Annotated in this window: 20 protein-coding genes; 10 read left to right on the top strand and 10 right to left on the bottom strand. The window is 33.3% G+C overall.

The annotated features are described in order from the left end of the window. Window positions 1–17 precede the first annotated feature (17 nt). The gene (locus H0I26_RS05670; RefSeq protein WP_218701395.1) at window positions 18–1112 is read left to right on the top strand and encodes an ABC transporter permease; all 1095 of its coding nucleotides are present in this window, start codon (window positions 18–20) and stop codon (window positions 1110–1112) included. On the opposite strand, the gene H0I26_RS05675 is transcribed toward H0I26_RS05670, so the two are convergent. The 7 genes from H0I26_RS05675 to H0I26_RS05705 form a co-directional block, all read right to left on the bottom strand. Then, a complete protein-coding gene (locus H0I26_RS05675; protein ID WP_218701396.1) occupies window positions 1109–1828 on the bottom strand; it encodes a 3-ketoacyl-ACP reductase in 720 nt (239 codons plus the stop codon). The genes H0I26_RS05670 and H0I26_RS05675 overlap by 4 nt on opposite strands. Window positions 1829–2017: 189 nt before the next feature. After that, complete coding sequence (locus tag H0I26_RS05680) at window positions 2018–2242, bottom strand: hypothetical protein (RefSeq protein WP_101016756.1); 225 nt, start codon at window positions 2240–2242, stop codon at window positions 2018–2020. Window positions 2243–2502: 260 nt separating this feature from the next. After that, a complete protein-coding gene (locus tag H0I26_RS05685; protein ID WP_218701397.1) occupies window positions 2503–2928 on the bottom strand; it encodes a GNAT family N-acetyltransferase in 426 nt (141 codons plus the stop codon). Window positions 2929–3031: 103 nt separating this feature from the next. Beyond that, window positions 3032–3802 (bottom strand): SDR family NAD(P)-dependent oxidoreductase, encoded by a 771-nt coding sequence (locus tag H0I26_RS05690; protein ID WP_218701398.1) that lies wholly within the window; start codon window positions 3800–3802, stop codon window positions 3032–3034. A 367-nt stretch (window positions 3803–4169) separates the two neighbouring features. Further along, window positions 4170–4628, bottom strand: a complete 459-nt coding sequence (locus H0I26_RS05695) for a hypothetical protein (RefSeq protein ID WP_218701399.1) — start codon at window positions 4626–4628, stop codon at window positions 4170–4172. Then, window positions 4628–5419: a hypothetical protein gene (locus H0I26_RS05700; protein WP_218701400.1), complete on the bottom strand. Its 792-nt coding sequence runs from the start codon at window positions 5417–5419 to the stop codon at window positions 4628–4630. The genes H0I26_RS05695 and H0I26_RS05700 overlap by 1 nt, the downstream gene beginning before the upstream one ends. A 256-nt stretch (window positions 5420–5675) precedes the next feature. Then, on the bottom strand, window positions 5676–7841 hold the full coding sequence (locus H0I26_RS05705; protein WP_218701401.1) for a right-handed parallel beta-helix repeat-containing protein: 2166 nt from the start codon (window positions 7839–7841) through the stop codon (window positions 5676–5678). 606 nt (window positions 7842–8447) lie between these two features. Here H0I26_RS05705 and H0I26_RS05715 point away from each other — a divergent pair. From H0I26_RS05715 to H0I26_RS05725, 3 genes are all read left to right on the top strand, one after another. After that, the gene (locus H0I26_RS05715; RefSeq protein WP_218701402.1) at window positions 8448–10619 is read left to right on the top strand and encodes an endo-1,4-beta-xylanase; all 2172 of its coding nucleotides are present in this window, start codon (window positions 8448–8450) and stop codon (window positions 10617–10619) included. A gap of 443 nt (window positions 10620–11062) precedes the next feature. Continuing rightward, window positions 11063–11221 carry a hypothetical protein gene (locus H0I26_RS05720; RefSeq protein ID WP_218701403.1) on the top strand — a complete coding sequence of 53 codons (159 nt, stop codon included), beginning with the start codon at window positions 11063–11065 and terminating at the stop codon, window positions 11219–11221. A gap of 3 nt (window positions 11222–11224) precedes the next feature. Continuing rightward, on the top strand, window positions 11225–11605 hold the full coding sequence (locus tag H0I26_RS05725; protein WP_218702045.1) for a transposase: 381 nt from the start codon (window positions 11225–11227) through the stop codon (window positions 11603–11605). A gap of 92 nt (window positions 11606–11697) precedes the next feature. Here the strand turns inward: H0I26_RS05725 and H0I26_RS05730 are convergent, their stop codons facing one another. From H0I26_RS05730 to H0I26_RS05740, 3 genes are all read right to left on the bottom strand, one after another. Then, window positions 11698–12486 carry a hypothetical protein gene (locus H0I26_RS05730; protein ID WP_218701404.1) on the bottom strand — a complete coding sequence of 263 codons (789 nt, stop codon included), beginning with the start codon at window positions 12484–12486 and terminating at the stop codon, window positions 11698–11700. A gap of 116 nt (window positions 12487–12602) precedes the next feature. Beyond that, window positions 12603–13208, bottom strand: coding sequence for a ribosome biogenesis GTP-binding protein YihA/YsxC (gene yihA, locus H0I26_RS05735; protein WP_101020915.1), 606 nt, complete (start codon window positions 13206–13208; stop codon window positions 12603–12605). A gap of 133 nt (window positions 13209–13341) precedes the next feature. Further along, window positions 13342–14106, bottom strand: coding sequence for an alpha/beta fold hydrolase (locus H0I26_RS05740; protein ID WP_101016780.1), 765 nt, complete (start codon window positions 14104–14106; stop codon window positions 13342–13344). 283 nt (window positions 14107–14389) lie between these two features. Between H0I26_RS05740 and mraZ the strand changes: the two genes are divergently transcribed. The 6 genes from mraZ to mraY all read left to right on the top strand — a co-directional run bounded on the left by mraZ (window position 14390) and on the right by mraY (window position 20828). Further along, window positions 14390–14860 (top strand): division/cell wall cluster transcriptional repressor MraZ, encoded by a 471-nt coding sequence (gene mraZ / locus H0I26_RS05745; RefSeq protein WP_218701405.1) that lies wholly within the window; start codon window positions 14390–14392, stop codon window positions 14858–14860. Further along, window positions 14838–15743, top strand: coding sequence for a 16S rRNA (cytosine(1402)-N(4))-methyltransferase RsmH (gene rsmH, locus H0I26_RS05750; protein WP_218701406.1), 906 nt, complete (start codon window positions 14838–14840; stop codon window positions 15741–15743). The genes mraZ and rsmH overlap by 23 nt, the downstream gene beginning before the upstream one ends. 3 nt (window positions 15744–15746) lie before the next feature. Beyond that, window positions 15747–16064: an FtsL-like putative cell division protein gene (locus H0I26_RS05755; protein WP_101016784.1), complete on the top strand. Its 318-nt coding sequence runs from the start codon at window positions 15747–15749 to the stop codon at window positions 16062–16064. Window positions 16065–16127: 63 nt separating this feature from the next. After that, window positions 16128–18080 (top strand): penicillin-binding protein, encoded by a 1953-nt coding sequence (locus H0I26_RS05760; RefSeq protein WP_218702046.1) that lies wholly within the window; start codon window positions 16128–16130, stop codon window positions 18078–18080. Further along, entirely contained in the window at window positions 18077–19540 is a 1464-nt protein-coding gene (locus tag H0I26_RS05765) for a UDP-N-acetylmuramoyl-L-alanyl-D-glutamate--2,6-diaminopimelate ligase (protein ID WP_218701407.1), read from the top strand. Before H0I26_RS05760 ends, H0I26_RS05765 begins: the two co-directional genes overlap by 4 nt. Window positions 19541–19595: 55 nt before the next feature. Further along, window positions 19596–20828, top strand: a complete 1233-nt coding sequence (mraY, locus tag H0I26_RS05770; protein WP_101016790.1) for a phospho-N-acetylmuramoyl-pentapeptide-transferase — start codon at window positions 19596–19598, stop codon at window positions 20826–20828. Window position 20829: the final 1 nt, after the last annotated feature.

Below are 20829 nucleotides of genomic sequence, written 5' to 3' on the forward strand. Positions count from 1 at the left end.
ATAGGAGTTAAAATTTAATGGTGTCTAAAACAAATTCATTATCACAAATAGCGCTTCAAAAGTTTAAAAAAAACTTTTGGGGCGTTTTTAGTTTGTGCTTTATCGGTGTTGTAGGTGTGATTTCTGTGTTTGCTTATGTATTTGCGCCAGATAATTCGCAAAATGCGAACCAAATGCATGTCTCTATTCATTCTAAATCTCCGGGATTTAGCGTGTCTATGTTGACTATTCCTTCTCAAATTAAAAATGAACAATCGCTTTTTGATAAGGTGTTTTTCGGAACAAAAAATACAGATACCGAAATTCCTATTTCTAATTATAACTTAAACCAGAACCAACTAACATATACGGCGTATGCTTCGGATGGTTTAGAGGGGGTTACCAAAACAATTACGGCTGATTTTATAATGCAAAACTCCGCAAGGCAATACATAAAAGAAGTGACGTTTTATTTAGGGACAGATAAATACGGACGTGATTTGCTTAGTCGCTTATTAGTGGGCGCGCGTATTTCTTTTTTTATAGGGTTTGTGGCTGTGTTTATTTCTTTGGTTATTGGAATATTTATGGGGAGTGTTGCAGGGTATTATGGCGGTAAAGTGGATGCTTTTGTTATGTGGATTATAAACGTGACTTGGTCTATTCCAACTTTATTATTGGTGATAGCAATTACTTTAGCTCTAGGGAAGGGGTTTTGGCAAGTATTTATTGCCGTCGGACTAACCATGTGGGTCGAAGTGGCAAGAGTGGTGAGGGGGCAATTGATAAGCGCTAAGCAAATGCAATATGTTACAGCTGCGCGTGCATTGGGATTTGATGACTATCGTATTATTACCAAACACATCCTGCCCAATATTATGGCACCCGTTATTGTTATTTGTGCAGCAAATTTTGCGGCAGCGATATTAATAGAATCTGGGCTTAGTTTTTTAGGAATTGGTGCACAACCACCTATGGCTAGTTGGGGTGCTATGATAAAAGACCATTACAACTACATAATCCTAGGAAAACCTTATTTGGCAGTTTTACCAGGATTATGTATTATGTTTTTAGTAATGGCCTTTATGCTAATTGGAAATGCGTTACGCGATGCCTTAGATGTTAAAAATTAAGGGTTTGTAGACCACAAAGCTGCGCTTTTAAGCATAGCTCTTCTAGGTAGTTTTAAGCCAGCAACAACTAACTCCGCGAAGTCTTCAGGTTGTAAGACGCTGTCTTCAGAATCTTTATTCGCAATACCTAAATCGATAGACATATCAGAAGCTATCGTACTTGGTGTTAATGTACACACTCTGATGTTGTTTTTTCTAACCTCTTTCATTAAAGATTCAGAAAGTCCAATCACAGCAAATTTTGAAGCGGAATAAGCGGAAGTACTTGCATTTCCAGATAATCCCGCAGTAGACGATACGTTAATAATATCACCTTCATTCTTGTTAATTAAATGTGGTAAAACCTCTTTTGTTACATAATACATACCCATAACATTAGTTTGGATAATTTGAGACCATTGGCTAACTTCCATGTCGTTAAAAGTTCCAAAAGCTGCAATACCAGCGTTGTTTACTAAAATATCAACAGTACCTAAAGTCTCTACAATTGTTTTAATGCTACGTTTTACTTCTTCGTAATTACTAACATCAAAAACGGAGTAAATAGCGTTAACACCAAAGACTCTTAATTCTGCAACTGTTGCTTTTAATACCGCTTCGTTTCTACCTGTGATGGCAACGTCAATACCTTCTTTAGCAAATGCAATAGCAGTTGCTTTCCCTAAACCTCTACCGCCACCAGTAATGATGGCTTTTTTGTTTTTTAAATGTTCCATATGTTTTTATGATCTATAATTTTGATACAATTATTAAAGAAGACCGTTTTGAGTTTTGTCTAATTTAAATGTGACACGAAGTTAGTAGAATTTTCTATAAAGACCAATATTAGGAACTTCATTAACGTAGAAATAACACTAGGAGATGTTTGAAATTGAGTAAGCCGATAGTCGGTGCCGAAAAATAGTTTAATCTATAATTTCGTAGTCAATATCTAGTTTTCGTAAAGCTCTTAACGCTGAACCAGAATTTTTATCATTTAGTTCAATATCTACAGGGTCACCTTCTAATAAGATATCCGTAAGTTCGTTTGCTAAAGAATCGCTCACACTTAATGAAATCTCAACAATGCATTTGGATATTGCTCTCCTATCTGGTCTCTGAGCGTCACAGGACAATAAATTTATTTTCATAAAAAAATTTTATAATTGTAATATACCATTGTTTATGTTAGTTTGAATGGTATTCGTTTTATTTCTAAATAAATTCAATTTAAAAAAAACTTTTAGATTAAAAATATCAGTAATAAAGTCAAATTTATTTTTTGCAATGACCTAGTTTATAATGCTAGACACGTATAAATATTGAATTGTTTTTAATTCTAACTTTAAGTGTTCTACTAGGGGTAATTGTTTCAAGAACAACGTTGTTTGCGAAAGAATAAATTAGAAAATTATTTAGTTAAATCTTTTGAGAAGTAAATACGTCTGTGTCCTTTAGGAAAATTTTTCATTTCGCCAATAGCAATGTATCCATTGTTAAGATAAAATTTTTCGGCCTGAAAGTCAAACGTGTCTAACATAGCTGTAGTTGCACCTTTTTCTTTTGCTACTGTTTCAACATGCTGTAAAAGATGAGTTCCGATTCCTTTTTTTCTATACCTCTCTCTTACCCACAAAATCTTGATTTCAAGTCCATTCCAATACCCTATTCCAGCTAAAACACCTCCTATTTCTAGACCATCTTTGTCTTTTGCAACAAACTCTAAACGGGTCCAAATGTCAGAAAGTGCAGGCGCTTGACTTAGGTTATATTTGTTAATGCCGTCAACGATTGTTTTTATGTTTTCTTTATCGCAAGTTTCAATAGTAAAATCCATTGTTCTTTTTGTTTTTGGAAAGGTATTCTAATTAATAATTATATATGTTTGAACAGTTAATAGATGATAGTTTGTGTTCAAACATATATAATTTAATTAGTAATTACATATTGTAAACACCGCCGTTAATGTCAAGTGTCGCACCAGTAATAAATCCATCGTATTCAGAAGCTAAATAAATGACAGCTCTAGCTACATCAGCTGCATTACCTGCACGTTGGATTGGTATCCCAGCAGTTGTTTCTGCTGCGGACTCCTTTGTTGTATGTGTGTTATGAAATGAAGTACCAAGGATAAGACCTGGGGCAACAGCGTTAACTCTTGTTCCGTTTGGTCCTAATTCTGTAGAGAGTGCTCGTGTTAAAGTTAAGATAGCGCCTTTACTTGTAGCATAAGCTAAAGATCCTGGATGACCACCTTTACGACCAGCAAGTGATGCTAAATTAACGATACTACTAGTTTCGTTTTTTGCCAAATAAGGTGCCGCAGCTCGTGTTACAAACAGCATGGATGTCAGGTTAATATCCATTACTTTATGCCAGAATTCGGCTTCCAATTCGCTGAGTAATTTACGCGCAACCAATGATCCAGCATTGTTAATTAGTATATCTAAACCACCAAGAGCTTCGACTGTTTTGTCTACTAGTGTATTGGCATCAGCTTCTTTTGTTAAATCTCCGTTTATGGCAACTGCTTTTTGTCCTTTGCTAGTGGCGTATGCTGTTAATTCGTTTGCGGTATCAGCACTAGAAAAATAGTGGATAGCAACATTTGCTCCGCTATCAATAAAATGTTTTGTGATGGACTCTCCAATACCTTGAGCGCCAGCTGTTATTAAAATGTTTTTTCCAGTTAATTTAGTGTTGCTTTTCATGGTGTTCCTTTTGTTAATAGGGTTGATAATTGCAGTAAAATGACGACTTGTTTTTATATATATGATTAAGTTAAGCTTAAAACAATTGTTGACTAGTCTTGTTGTTTTTACTTATTTGCAGCTACTTTAATTAATTTTTTTGATTTATTTCGGAAAGTACTTTTCTATTATATGTCCAAGAATTAGTAGCGAATAGTATAACTTAAATTGAAAAAAGATATTCATCGTCCGCAACCTTCAAAAGCACAAATAATGCAAATATCGCATCAAAAATTAATCCTGAATAAGTTAGATCTTTGAGAAAGAGAGATTTTTTTAAGTATAGTTAACGTCCCGAATTTTTAACTGTGGTTAAAGGTTAATAATATTAATGGTTTTTAAAAAGGGTAATAATCATTTCCATAATCTCTTTGTCTCCTTCTTTGCCCGCTCTAGGATATAACTTTAAAACATTTAATTTTTTTTCATCGGGATTAGTTTTTTTATAAGTGTAGGTTGTAATTATATTTTTTTTATCCTTTGTGTAAATTAAAATAGCTTTTTTGTATTTAGGATTTTTTATATCCATTTCATTCATAGGGACCTCTAGAGTTTTCCATACATGTAGAGCTTTTGAGGTCGGTAGGTAAGAAAATTTTTCTACTTTAAGGATATCGTCTTTTATCGATATCAATTTGTAAAAAAAATGTTTTTGATTATTCGAGTCGTAGTGTTTTTTTAATTCACTATTAATTTTTTTAAATTGATATATTTCATCGTAACCATCTTGCGAATAGCTAAACGTAGAACATATCACTAGTATTAAAAGGGCCATTTTTTTCATCATTATTTGTAGTTTATAATTCTTGTTGTTTTATATTTCTGTAAGGTTCTTTCTAACCAATTGTCTTCTTTGTCAAATTTAGTGTAAATAAATTCCGCATTGTTATTAGAGGAATTAGTTTTGTCATAAGAGAAGTTTTTAATATTTCCGTCTTTTGAATATTTAATATTGTAGTAACTATTGATTCCTGTAAAATTATAGTCTACCAGTTTTTTATCTTTATTTAACAATAAATAATCTTTGTCGTTAGCATCTAAATATATTTCCCCTTTTTTGATCACATCGACACTAAAGTTAATTCTTTCCTGTTTATAAGAGATGTTATATATTTTAGTCATTCCGTCCTTAAAAAAGAGTTTAATCAGTTTTAATTGGCCTGTAGAATTATAGTCAAAATAAAAAATAAGCCTGTCTTTAATATATATTGTTTCTAGTTTGTTTTTGGAGCTATAATTTAAGTGATACCTAAACGTAATAAAATTCAATGTATTATCTCTATCTACAGCGTATGATATGTTTGTTAAATTATTATTCTCATATAAAAAAGATGTTTCCTCACTATACCTGTCTTTTAAGTGGCTAGATGTTTTTATGCTCTTAATGTCTTTCTTAAAAGGCTGCACGGGTATATAGTCAAAAACTCCTACAATCTGATAGTTTCTTATGGAAAGCTCTTTATTAATAAAAAAATTAACAATAGTGTTATTTGTTCTCTCAACCTTATTGATTTTTGGTTTGCTGACAGTATTTGATAGAATACATGATATAAATATAGTTTTAATTAAAACATTCATAATTTAATCCCTCTATTTATTGTTTGAGTTTTTAATTAGACTAAAATTAGCAATTAATTTATTTTAGACCCTAATAAGTTCGGATTAAAATTTCAAAATTTCAATTAATACTTTAGAAACAGGAAATACATTAGATGGTAGTTTAGATGAAAAATCCGAATTTTTATTCTACGAAATGTTATGATCTTGTTTTTTAATCAAAAAAGACTGCTCTTTTGCAGGCGGCCCTTTGATATAAATAAGTTAAAAAATAGGATTACCTTTTAATAAACTTTTTTGTAATGGTTTTATTTATAGTGCTTATAGTAACAAGGTATATTCCAGGAGACAAATTAGTTACAGGGATATTTATATTGTCTTGAAAAGGCCTGTTTTTATTATTTATTGATATTATCTTATGTCCCAATAGTGAGTATATAATGATGTTTGCATTCTCATAACTATCGCTATTAGTAAAGTTTAAAGTAAGCACATTTACAACTGGATTAGGAAAAAGTCTTAATTCAGAATTCTCAATAGTTGCAGTGTCTATACTAAGTGTTACTTCATTATCTTCAATAGCGTTTATTCCTGCAGTCCATGCTGTACCGCCACGTTCATAAGCTCCAATATCTGCGGCACTACCTGTAAAAGATTTAAAAAATCCAGGAATAGCTGGAGCTTGGTCAATTAATGCGCTTCCTGCCTTTGGCATAAAATTAAGATTAGTAGGGTCTTCTAATGGTGAACCAGTGAAAATAGGGCTATTTTGAATATCAAAATCGGTTGCTGTTTCAGTATGCCAAGTGCCGGTATTGGCATAATTATTATATATTTTATTACTTTCCTGAACATGACCATTAACCCAAGAATCCATAGCACGACCAGCATTCCATATAGTATTATGATAAAAATTTAAATTAGTATTATTCCAGTTAACCTGATAACCACTCCATGAAACATTCCAAACTACATTATGATGTACAAGATAGCCTTTACTATCATTGTCTAAATAGATACCTGCTGCTTTTGATGTTGAGCCAGGATTATGGGAATACGATGGGGCTGTAGCATCATGAATCCAATTATGATGAATTTCAGAATTTTTTAAATTAGCATTTCCTACGGTATAAAAAACACCAGAGTCACTATTTATTTTTTGTGAAGCAGATATATCATTATAAGCAATTATACAATTAGAGCCTGCTACATACATACCATCTCTACCAGTGTTAAAAATGGTGTTTTTAAGTACGTTAGTACCATCAGCACTCGTTCTTATAGGCGCTGCGTGTATCCCCAAATAATCCATATTGCTAATTGTATTTCCTTCAATTGTACAATTTGCTGCCGCCCATCCAGCGATAAGTATACCGTTTGTTGAACTATGATTTATTATGCAGTTTTTGATTAAAGTATTATCGCCTAAAACTTCAATTGATGCCTCACCAACTTGTGCAGAGGTATTTGTTAAATCATCATGACCTTCACTACCATGAGTTACTTTACAATTAATAACTTGATTATTATCTGCTCCATTAGGGATTAAAATGCTACCTCCAAAAAAGGTTAAGCCTTCTATTTTAATATAATCTCCATTTAATTTAGCCGTATTTTTACGAACTGCATATTCAACACTATTTGCTGCAGGCATAGCGCCTGTAGCAGATTGGAAATAAAGAGTCTGGTTAGCACTATCATAGTACCATTCTCTAGCATGATCTAGTGCTTCAAGTTTGTTAAATAAATAAAGTTGGCCGTGTGGATTTGCAATGTTGCCCTCAGAATGTTGTGGATGATGATTAGAAAAAGGCCAATTAGTTATGTTAACACCAGCATGATTTATTTTATTTGTAGTGCTTGACGTTATCGTCCTTGTCCAACTAGTACCAGAATGAGGAGCTAGATAATACACCAAACCTCCAGTCCAATCGATATTAGGGATGTTGTTGGCAAGAAAATGAGAAGGACCACCTCCTGTAGCTAATTGACTATTTAAAGTCCACCTGTTGTTATCTGTGTTATTTGGCCATCTTGCTAAATCCATATAGTTTTCATTATGATATACTGCACGAAATCGACTAGGTATGGTCATGTTAATCCCTGTAGCTTTATAGATGTTTCCACTGTGTAGTTCCCATCCTGCAACTTTGGTTGTCGCTCTAATTTCCACAGTTTCATTAGTGGCTGCTTTAAAGGTTAAGTAGTTACTAGCGGTACCATTTTTGTTAATTACTAATTCTTCTTCATATACACCGCCTCTAATGATACAAACATCTCCCGCTGTCATTACAGAAACAGCTTTGTTAAATGTTTTGTAAGGGCTATTAATTGTTCCATTGTTATTATCGTTTCCATTTGTAGCTACATATATGTTTTGAGCTTTAGAAAAGAAACTTAGCAAGAACAGTAATACAGCTAGCTGCAATTTTTTAATGATCATATAGTAATCTTTGAGGTTATATTTTAGTGTTTATTCGTTCTTAAATTGATTCATTTGTTCAAAAATATAAGTTGATACTTATAATATATGTAATAAATGTTTCAACAAGTGGTAAAAATGTAGCGAACAAAATTGGCAAACTCAATATTTGAGCTGTATTTAAAATAAGTATTAGATTTTTTTTCTTCTAAGTTCAATAAATAAGTGTAACATAAATATTAAAAACTACGAGCTTTAACACTAGTAGTTTTATGATCATTATTAATATTCGTCTTACATGAAAAATTAGAAATAACTGAGTTTACATCAAAGGTATCAAATTCAATGTCTATTACAAAATGGATTTAAGCAAACAAAAACAGCTTCAAAATTAGGGGTTAATAAAAGGACAATTCCTAGAGCGTTGCAGAGGAGCCTCCCCAAGCATGGAATTATAGTAGAATACATCCATTTGAAAGCGAGTAAAAGGCATGGTTTAAAACTAAGTTCATTTTGTGGGTAAAGTCAAAAATGCTTCAGGTTTATTACTAGAAGCGCTTTTTATTATATTCTGTTTTTTATTACATTCTTAGTTTTGTTAGATTAACTTAAAAATAATATTAAATTATGAAAAAATTATCTGTTTATTTTAAAATGCTAAGCATACTGTTGTTTATGATATATGGTACTGTTTCAAAAGCACAAACACTAAAAAGTGTTGCAAATGCCAAAGGAGTGTATGTTGGTAATATCATGGGTAATGGCTTTATTGCTAATAATAGTACTCAAAACGGAAATCTAAATAGTATAGCAAGTGCAGAGTATAATATTTTTGTAGCTGAAAATGCAATGAAAATGGATGCCGTTCTATCTAATAGACCTGCGAATCCTTTTAACGTTCAAATTAGCGATTTAAATAAAAGTAATATCGATAAGTTTGTTAACTATGCTAATTCAAAAGGCATGAAAAAAAGAGGTCATGCTCTAATTTGGTATAGCCAAGCGCCACAATGGTTACTAAATGAATCACCAAGTTGGTCTGCGCAGCAGATTTATGATTTTTCCCGAACTTACATTACAGCACTAGCATCTTACACTAAAGATAGTATTGATGAATGGGATGTGTTAAATGAAGCTATTGATGATGGAGGTTCCGCAAATTATAGAAATGCATGGTACAGTAAAGTTAATTCTGAAGCAAATAATAATGGACAGCAAGGATACATTACTTATTTTGGAAGTCTATTTAGTTGGGCAAGAGCAGCAGCACCAAATGTGAAGCTTTTTTATAATGATTATTCAATTGAACAATTTGGTACAAGCAAGAATAATTTTATGAGAAATATGGTGAAAACGTTAAAAGAAAATAATACTCCAATTGATGGTGTCGGTTTTCAATCCCATTTTAAAATGGGTAGTAATGGTATGGATGATAGTTTTATTAATCAAGTAGGGAGATCTATTGATGATTTGGCTACTGTTAATTTAGATGTAGCTATTACAGAGTTGGATATTAGACTGTGTGGTTCTGGTTCTGACGCACAACAAAAATCGGCATATAAACGCTTAACAAAAACAGTATTATCTAAACCCAATTGTAATACTCTTTTAGTTTGGGGGTTGTCTGACAATAATAGTTGGATACCTGCTTTTTTTCCAGGTTGTGGATCTGCAACATTACACAATAGTAATTACGAGAAAAAACCGGCGTATTTTGGAGTATTAGAAGGTTTACAAGAACTTTCTGAAGTATCTGGACCTGTTAATAGTGATGATGTTTCTTCTATTACAGCACCCAACTCCGTTATACAAGGAGCTACTGTAACAGTAGATGTTAGTTACTCATCATCTGAAAATCGTGATATTTTAGTTGTATTCCAACTAAATCAAGCACCGTGGACAGTTTATAGCTCTGTAAAAAAAGATGTTGTCGCTGGAACGGGTATTTTAAACTTTGATATTGAAATTCCTGATAATGCCCCTGTAGCTGATAATTCTTATCAATTTCAAGTATTTATTACAACAAATAATGGAGATTGGAATGCAAAACTAGATAGTCAAGCAAAAGAAAATGTTGATGTAACTGGAATTGTAGCACAGGCAATAACTAACGGAACCTATTTTATTAAAAAAGCAACCGCTAATTTGTTTATAAATGCAACCGCTGCTTCTGGTAGTACAAACAGTGTTTACAATACCAGCGCTAATTCTGCTAAATGGGTGTTTACACATTTAGGAGATGAAGAATATAAGGTTGAAAATGTAGCATATGCTACAAGTAGGCTTGAAGTGCCTAATGGAGGAGTAGGTAGAGGTGAAAAAGTAGCGACTACAGTTTGGAATGGTAATAGAGACCATTTAATATGGAAGGCCGTTAAAATTGGTGCTAACTTCCAATTTTTACCAAAACATGATCAAGCAAGTGCTTTAGATATTTGGGAAGGAAATAATTCGGTACACCTATGGGATAAAGATGCTGGAAATGCGAATCAAATCTTCGCTTTAGTAGGTGTAAGTTCTAGTAGAGCTAGTTCAGATCTTATTTCAAAGAAAGATAAAAAAGTACTGAATGATGTTCGTTTTAATGTGTATCCAAATCCTGCTAGCGATGTTGTAAGTATTGTTTTACAAAAAGGAATGAAAGGAAACGTGAGTGTAACAAATATGTTGGGACAAATTGTCCATAAAGGGAATATTAATAAAGATAATGGAATTTATAAGATAGATGTTAGTAATTATAAATCGGGCGTTTACATTATTAATACTGCTATAGGTTTTAAAAGGTTTGTAAAAAAATAATAAAAAACACTATTTTACATTACTTTAATTCTATACTGGAAAAATATAAAAGCCTATCAAATAATTTTTGATAGGCTTTTTCAATTTTGTTTTTTCGCTACCGTTTTTTTATGGAATAATAATGTGTTTAATGCATTGTGTATTCAAGCTTCTACAACACAATTGTGTATAGATTTATTAGGCATTAAAATTTAAAAAAAAGAGTAAGTATTATGTCTAGTCCTGAAATATGGCTACAGGTTAAGATTGAATTTAGGTTGATAATTTATATACCATATTAGGTGTTTTATAGACTAAAGATAAATGTAATCTTACTTCGTTGTATAAATTAATTACATTTTTTGCAGCTCTCATAGTTTGATTCACGTTATCAAAGGTTTGGTCCACATATATTCATCTTTTAGTATCTCATTGACACGTTCATACACTATGTTTTCATAACAATGATTGTCTTCAGTCATACTAATTTTTATCTTTTAGATCAAGACCACTATGTCTGTCCAGAAGGTGAGATTATTCTCTTTAAGGCAATCTTTAACGACTACAAGACAGGAAGTTTGAAAAAGGAATATCGCGGGAGTACGTATCAATGTAGAGATTGACCAATAAAAAAGAGTTGTTTAGGTAAAACCGCAAAAGAGAAAAAGTTTTCAGTGACCTATTTTAAAGCAGAATACGAGCGTAATATTGCACGTGTAGAGAGTAATCGTGGTCGTTGTATGAAAGGTAAGCGTCAAAGCACTGTAGAACCTGTTTTTGGTACACTGACACAGTTTATGGGGTTAAGAAAAATAAATACCATAGGTATTAAACAGGCCAATAAGGTTATGCGTCTATCGGCAATAGCTTACAGCCTTAAAAAATATTTAAAGTTTGTACAAAAACGAACAAAAAGTGAAGGAAAGGCACTTGGCGTTTTGCTTTTTGAAATAATAGCACTTTACAAGGCTATAAACTTCCATTTAAGCGTATCAAAATTAAGGTAAATCTTAATAAACAATAAAAATTGAGCCTCTTAAAATGACTTATTTTGCTTGATCTATTATAAAATTATGGGGTTGTGCAACGGTTACCGGTGTTAGGCAACGTAATTTTCTTTCCAATTATTAGTTTTAGCAATCAATTCTGGATATAGACAAGATGAGTTTCCATCTTCTGAAACCAAAATTTTAATTGAATCTCCAGTTGATTTATTATTTGTCAAAGCAAAATTATTAGTTCTCGATTTCACAACGTTATTTCCATATTCATAATGCACATCCATTGACGAACCAAATTTCGAAAATGTGAAACCTTTATTATGGCTTATTGAAACTATTTTACCCTCCATAATTCTGCCTGTTTTATATAATAAGATTTCTTTATTTATTCGTGAGTATAGAAGATAGCAAAGAATTAGTCCAATTAGCAGAATAACTCCAGCTATATAATACATAAAATCCATATTAAAAGTGTATTGCTCAAATTCTGTCGGTATTGATTGTCCGTTCAAATGTTTAATTGGAATAATATCTCCAATTTTTAAAATATCAGTTTTGTCAGGTTCAAATACACTAAACTTTGATTCTGTTTTTTGTCCATTAAAATCAAATTCATAGGTCAAGATTTGAGGATTATTTCCGTTAATCGTAATATTGTTAATTCCTTTGATGTTTGTCAGAAGAGCATTTTCATTTTTTCCATCAGATTGGATTTTTTTCACGTTTTCAACAAATGGGAAACTATCTCCCAATGAATTCATCATCAATCCCATTGGAAGAAAGAGTAATAATGCAAATGCAATTCCTTGAAATGCAAAAAGTAGTAATATTGGTCTAATTTTAGCTCTTTGCCAAATGGTTTTGAAGTTGATTTTTCTATCTGTCAATGTCGTTTCTCTTTATGTTGCCTAACTAGTTATATGATGACTTTTGTTCCACATATCCCCTAAATATTACGGGATATGCGGAACTTTTGTTCCTGATTTTGGTTTTTATAATAGTATTAATCTATAACAAAACTTTGATTTAAACTATCAATATAGCCAAGGACGTCTTCTTTTCCAATGTTTTTGCTTGAAGAGGTTACAAAGTAATTAGGCATCTCTTCCCAAGTTTCTAACAAGATATTTTTGTAAGCTTCAACATGGTTGTCAATAGCTTTTGGTTTAAGCTTATCTGCTTTAGTAAATATGATAGAAAAAGGAATGCCTTTTTCTCCTAAATACTGCATGAATTCTTGATCAATAGGCTGTGGTAGGTGTCTGATGTCTACCAATACAAATGCGGTTACTAATTGTTCTCGTTGTTCAAAATAGTGAGTAATAAATTTTTGGAAAACTTTTTTTGCACTCTTAGAGACTTTTGCATAACCATAGCCGGGTAAATCGACTAAAAACCATTCTTTGTTAATCGTAAAATGATTAATTAGCTGTGTTTTTCCTGGGCGTCCAGAGGTTTTGGCTAAGCTTTTTTTGCTAGTAAGCATGTTTATTAAAGACGACTTGCCAACATTACTTCTACCAATAAAAGCATATTCTGGTAAACGGTCTTTTGGACATTTTGAGGCGTCAGAATTACTGGTTACAAATTCGGCAGATTTAATGTGCATAGGATGTGTTTCTGCGAAAGCAAAAACCGTATTTAAATTAAACAAAAAACTCAGGCTAGTAAATAGTTAGCCATTAGAGTCGGTGCAAAAGTAAGGACAATAAAGTAATCAAAAAAAGTTTAAGCTTTAAAAACTATATTTTGCGTGCTTTAAACCAATCAAATAAAATTTGATTAAAAGTATCAGGATGTTCCATCATAGCGGCGTGACCACATTTGTCAATCCAAAATAAATCAGAATCTGGTAATAATGCATTAAACTCGTCAGCAACCTCAGGAGGTGTAACGCCGTCATTTTTACCCCAAATGATACAGGTTGGTGTAGTCATTTTTGGCAAGTCTTTAGCCATATTGTGCCTAATCGCACTTTTGGCAATAGCTAAGGTCTTAATTAGTTTATTACGATTGTTTACAGTTTCGTAAACTTCGTCAACAATAGCTTTAGTGGCTACTGCAGGATCGTAAAAAACCTCTTGTGCTTTTTTCTTAATCACTTCGTAATCGCTACGTTTGGTGTAGCCTCCACCCATTGCGCTTTCGTATAATCCAGAACTTCCAGTAATAACTAAAGCTTTTACCGTTTCAGGATGCATTTTTGTATGGTATAAACCAATATGCCCTCCTAAGGAATTTCCTAATAACACGACGTTATCAAGCTCTTTAAAAAGAATAAAATCGTATAGGTATTTAGCAAACGATTTAACGTTAGTTTTAAGTAAGGGTTTACTGTAAATAGGTAATTCTGGAATAATGACTTTGTACCCCTTAGTGCTAAAAAAAGTGGTTACTGCTTCAAAATTACTTAATCCTCCCATAAGTCCATGAAGTACAATTATTGGTTGTCCTTCTCCAACTTCAATATAGTTGAATTTTCCTTCTTTTTTAAGTATTCTAGTCATTAACGATTAGTAGTTTACATCAAAAGCAAATATAAGTATTTCATTTAAAAAACCGACATTTTAATGATTTAGTTGAGTAGACTTTTTTAAAATAAAAATCAAATATTCTCCCACTTGGTTATTACTCTTCTAGTTAACCGATTTTAGTGACTATTAATCGATTTTAAAAGGCTGTAATCTGTTAAAGTGACAATACTTATTAACAATGTGGTAAAATGTGGTAAGATGTGGTAAAATTTTCAATATATTTGATTTTTACAAATTTAGACACCAAAAAAAGGTTGTGAACTCATTAATAGGGACATACGAATGTAAAGTAGACGCAAAAGGACGGTTGATGCTTCCTGCTGCGCTGAAAAAACAGTTGGCTCCCGAGTTGCAAAATGGATTTGTTATAAAACGAGCGGTGTTTCAGGAGTGTTTGGAATTGTATCCAATGCAAGAATGGGACGCATTAATGCTAAAAGTAAATAAGCTTAATCGTTTTAAAAAGAAAAATAACGATTTTATTCGCAGGTTTACTGCGGGAGTAAAATTGGTGGAAGTGGATACAAATGGGCGCTTGCTAATACCAAAGGATTTGGTTGGTTTTGCGTCAATAGCTAAAGATATTGTAATGTCGTCGGCTGTTAATATTGTTGAAATTTGGGATAAAACGAAGTATGAGGAGGCTATTGATGATGCAACATTAGATTTTGTAGATTTAGCTGAAGAAGTAATGGGTCAAGACAATGAAGATGACAGCATATCATAATCCAGTATTATTACATGAAACCGTGGATGGTTTGGCTATTAAAGAAGATGGGGTCTATGTAGACGTCACTTTTGGTGGTGGTGGACATAGTAGAGAAATTTTAAATCGCTTAGGAGAAAATGGGAAACTATACGCGTTTGATCAAGATAAGGATGCGCTTGAAAATGCAATAGATGATCCTAGGTTTACATTAATACATGAAAATTTTAGATATATCAAACGCTTTTTGCGCTTTCACGGTGTTAAAGCTGTGGATGGTGTTTTAGCGGATTTTGGGGTGTCGTCGCATCAATTTGATGTCGCTGAACGTGGTTTTTCAACTCGTTTTGAGGCGGTTTTGGATATGCGTATGAATCAGAATGACGCGTTGTCGGCGTACCATGTTATTAATGAGTATGAAGAAGAGCGGCTTAAACAAGTGTTGTCGCAATATGGGGAGTTAAGGTCTGCTTCTGCTATGGCTAGGTTGATTGTGGAGCATCGTAAGACTGAAATTATTAAAACTAGTGATCAGCTTAAGAAGGTGTTGCAGCAGTTTTTGTCACCTAAGCATGAAAATAAAATATTAGCACAAATCTATCAGGCGATTCGTATTGAGGTGAATCAAGAAATAGAGGCTTTAAAAGAATTTTTACAACAAACGCCAGAGATATTAAAACCAGAAGGGCGTTTAAGTTTGATATCCTATCATTCTTTAGAAGATCGCTTAGTTAAGCGTTTTGTAAGAAATGGTTTGTTTGAAGGCGAGCCGGAACGTGATGTCTTTGGACGCTTTGAAGTGCCTTTGAAAAAAGTGGGAGGACTAATTATTCCGTCTAAAGAGGAGATTAAAATAAACAATAGAGCACGTAGTGCAAAGTTGCGTATTGCTGAAAAGGTTTAGTAAATGAAAAAAAGTATCTATAGTATATTAAGGGGGACTTTTCTAGTTAGTGAAGACTCTTTTAAAAATTGGAGACTGATTCTTTTTATTTCAGCTTTAGCGATAGTAATGATTGCAAGTTCACATAGTTTGGATAAAAAAGTATACGAGATAGCAAAGCTTAATAATCAAGTTAAAGAATTGCGATCCGAGTTGTATGATGGCAGGACCAGATTAATGCAGCTGAAAATGGAGTCTTCCGTTGTTAAAAAAATGAAAGAAAAAGGGTTGGCGCCTTCCGTAATTCCGCCTAAAAAAATAATTGTTAAATCACAAACCTAAGTTCACATCGTGGCAGTAAACGAAAAGAACATATTAAACAGATTGTATTTTGTCGCAGGATGTATGTTCGTCTTTGGGGTGCTTGTGGTTGTCAAATTGTTGACCATTCAGATAGTTCAGGGGGACGAGTATAGAGCGCTTGCGGATAAGCGTGCTATAAAAAATGTTGTTATTCCTGCTAATCGCGGTAATGTATATTCTTCAGATGGTAGTTTGTTGGCAACGTCAATTCCTAAATATGATATTTTGTTTGATGCTGTAACGCCATCGGATAAAAATTTTAAAGCCAATTTAATTCCTTTAAGTGAAGCATTATCTAAGTATTCTGGAAAATTAACAACGTTTTATAAAAAAGAATTAGGAAAAGCAAGAGCTAATAAAAATCGTTATTTTTTATTGGCTAGAAATATTGGGTATTCGGATTATTTGAAATTTAGAGAATTCCCTTTGTTGAAATTAGGGGCGTTTAAAGGCGGGTTGATTGTCGAGCAAAAAGTAAAAAGAGAGCATCCTTTGGGTGAAGTTGCGCAGCGTACTATTGGGTATGAGCGTACAGATGATGATGGTAATGTTACAAGAGCTGGTATTGATGGGGCTTTTGGTGTTGATTACTTAAGAGGGAAAGATGGGAAGCGCTTAAAACAGAAAATAGGGAAAGGGCAATGGAAACCTATTGTTGATTATGATCAAGTAGAACCTAAGGATGGGTTTGATGTGTATACTACTATTGATGTAAATATCCAAGATATTGCACATCATGCTTTGTTAGAGCAATTAGAATTGTATGAAGCGGAGCATGGAACGGTTGTCGTTATGGAAGTGGCCACTGGAGAGGTTAAAGCGATTTCTAATTTAGGAAAAACAAAATCGGGTTACTATTACGAGAAAAGGAATTATGCGGTTTATGAGTCTCATGAGCCAGGATCTACTTTTAAGCTAATGGCTTTAATGGCGGCTTTAGAGGATAAGAAAATAGATACTTCGGATATTGTAGATACCGGTAATGGGTATAAGGTGTTTTATGGTAGAGGAATAAAAGATTCTCACGGAAACGGTAAGATATCTGCTGCTAAGGTATTAGAGGTCTCTTCTAATATTGGGATGGCAACCATTATAAATAATGCGTATGCTAAGGATCCAAAACGCTTCTTGGATATTTTAAGTCGTTGGAATTTAGATAAAAAATTAGGAATTTCTATAAAAGGAGAAGGGGAACCGATGATTCCAAAACCCGGTGATGATAAATGGAGTCGTAACGCATTACCGTCTATTGCTTACGGATATAATTTAAGGTTAACGCCATTGCAGACGCTTGCCTTTTATAATGCAGTTGCTAATAACGGTGTTATGGTTAAGCCTCGATTTATAAGAGAGGTTAAAGAGTTGGATAAGCAGATTGAATCTTTTGAGAAATCAATAATTAATCCTAAAATATGTTCTGATGCAACATTAAATGCTGCTAAGGAGATGCTTAAAAACGTGGTGATAAGAGGGACGGGGCGCTCTTTGTATTCTGATTATTTTTCAATGAGTGGGAAAACAGGGACCGCAAGAGTAGAGTATTGGATGGACGACTGGGCGCGTAACCCAAGATATATATCATCTTTTGCTGGGTATTTTCCGTCGGATGAGCCTAAATATTCTTGTATTGTAATTATACATAAACCGAGTATTAAAAAAGGGTTTTATGGTGCGGATGTGTCTGGTCCAGTGTTTAAAAAAATAGCACAAAAAATATTTACAGATACGCCTTTAATTGATCAGGTTGCATCTTTAAATGTTGACGATAAGGCTGTGGATAAGGAGTATGAAGGCTATTATAAAACGGCTAATAAATATAAAACAATCATGCCAGACGTAACAGGTCTACCAGTTATGGATGCATTGGCTTTATTAGAAAACATGAACGTTAAGGTTAATGTGAATTGTAAAGGTGTAGGGACAATTACAAGTCAGTCCGTAAATAAGAATACTAAGTTAAAGAATAATCAAATTATAGTTTTAGAAGCCTCGTGAATTTATTAAAAGACATATTATATAAGGTAACGTTAGACGCGGTAGTGGGTAGTACTGATATTATGGTGCATAATATTCATTTTAATTCGCGTGATATAGCTGTTGACGATGTGTTTGTGGCTATTAAAGGTAGTCTGACAGATGGGCATCAGTACATAGATAAAGCAATAAAACAGGGTGCTATTGCTGTGGTGTGTGAGGTACTTCCAATTGAGACGCTAGAACATGTTACTTATATTCAAGTGGATGATTCTAGTCGTGCATTGGCTATAATGGCCGCTAATTTTTATGGTAATCCATCCGAAAACTTAAAGTTAGTAGGGGTTACGGGTACAAACGGTAAGACAACAATTGCATCGTTATTGTATCAGTTGTTTAAAAAAGCTGGGTATAAAGTAGGCTTGTTGTCTACTGTAAAAATAATGGTGGATAATACGGAGCATGCGGCAACGCATACTACGCCAGATTCGTTAACCATTAATGGGTATTTGAAGAAGATGAATGATGAGGGGGTGGAGTTTTGCTTCATGGAAGTTAGCTCTCATGGGATTCATCAAAACAGAACCTTAGGATTAAAATTTGAAGGCGGTATTTTTACTAACCTGTCGCATGATCATTTAGATTATCATGATACGTTTGCAGAGTATAGAGATGTTAAGAAACGTTTTTTTGACGAGTTGCCTAAGACAGCTTTTGCATTAACAAATGGTGATGATAAAAACGGGGGTGTCATGCTTCAAAACACCAAGGCAAAGCAATATACTTATGCTTTAAAAACGTATGCAGACTATAAAGCTCAGATTTTAGAAAATCAGTTTAATGGTTTGTTGTTAAAGTTGAATGATAACGAGGTTTGGATTCGGTTAATTGGAGAGTTTAATGCTTATAATATTTTAGCGATTTTCGCTACTGCGGAATTGTTAGGTCTTGAAAAGGAAGAAACGTTACGATTGATTAGTGAGTTAGAAAGTGTGAGCGGTCGTTTTCAGTTTTTAATCTCTGATACAAAAATTACAGCTATTGTAGATTATGCGCATACGCCTGATGCATTGCAAAATGTGCTACAAACGATTAATGATATTAGAACTAAAAATGAAGATGTTATTACAGTTGTTGGTTGTGGAGGGGATAGAGATAAAACTAAAAGGCCAAAAATGGGACATATTGCATCGGCTTTAAGTACTAAAGTGGTATTTACAAGCGATAATCCGCGTAGTGAAGTGCCGGAAACTATTATTGAAGACATCGAAAAAGGGGTGGAGCCTCAAAATTTTAAAAAGACATTATCTATTGTGGATAGAAAGCAGGCTATAAAAACCGCTTGCCAGTTAGCAAATCCTAATGATATTATTTTGATTGCTGGAAAAGGACATGAAACCTATCAAGAAGTGAAAGGTGAGCGATCTGATTTTGATGATTTCAAAATAGTAAAAGAATTTTTAAAACAATTACAGAAATAAGTATTGTCACCTCTTTGAAAACGAAGAGTCACAATAAAAATAAAATATTAAAAGAATGCTATATTACTTATTCGAATTTTTAGAAAAAAACTACCAATTTCCAGGGGCGAGTGTGTTTCAATTTATCACATTTAGAGCTGCTTTGGCAATTATTATATCCTTGTTGTTTTCTACAATTTTCGGTAAACGTATCATCTTGGCTTTACAGAGAAAGCAGGTAGGAGAATCTGTTAGAGATTTAGGATTAGATGGTCAGTTAGAGAAAGCAGGGACACCTACAATGGGTGGTGTTATTATAATCTTAGCGACTTTAATACCAGTATTGTTATTGGCTAAACTGGATAATATTTATGTTATCATGTTGGTTGTGACTATGATTTGGATGGGAGCAGTTGGTTTTACGGATGATTATATTAAAGTTTTTAAAAAGGATAAAGAAGGGTTAAGTGGTAAGTTTAAAGTCTTAGGTCAAGTAGGTCTTGGTATTTTTGTTGGTGCAGTTATGTATTTTCATCCAGGGATAACTATTAAGACGGAAAAGGTAAATCCTGTTTACGAAAACGAATTGATAACTCAGAATTCTGCAGGAGAGTTTAATGTGCAAGAGCAGTCTTTAAAAACAACGATTCCTTTTGTTAAGGATAATGAGTTTGATTATACCAATTTGGTATCATGGATGGGAGATGATTATGCTAAATATGCTTGGTTAGTGTTTATTCCAATTGTCATTTTTATAATAACTGCAGTGTCTAACGGTGCTAATTTAACGGATGGTATTGACGGGTTGGCAGCAGGAAGTTCTGCAATCATTGTGTTTGTGCTCGCAATCTTTGCCTTTATATCAGGTAATATTGTGTTTTCGGATTACCTCAATGTTATGTTTATCCCCAATTTGGGAGAGGTCGTCGTGTTTATAGCGGCTTTTGTAGGTGCTTTAATTGGTTTTTTATGGTATAATACCTATCCGGCACAAGTATTTATGGGGGATACTGGTAGTTTGACTATTGGAGGTGTTATAGCGGTTATTGCAATTGTAATTAGAAAAGAATTGTTGATTCCATTGTTATGCGGAATCTTCTTTGCGGAATCATTGTCTGTAATACTGCAAGTCGCCTATTTTAAGTTTACAAAAAAGAAATATGGGGAAGGGCGACGCATTTTTTTAATGGCGCCTTTGCATCATCACTATCAGAAAAAAGGATATCACGAAAGTAAAATTGTTACAAGATTTTGGATTGTTGGGATTTTTCTAGCAATACTATCTATAGTAACCCTGAAATTAAGATAAG

Source organism: Olleya sp. HaHaR_3_96 (genome assembly GCF_019278545.1).
In the GTDB taxonomy this organism is placed as follows: domain Bacteria; phylum Bacteroidota; class Bacteroidia; order Flavobacteriales; family Flavobacteriaceae; genus Olleya.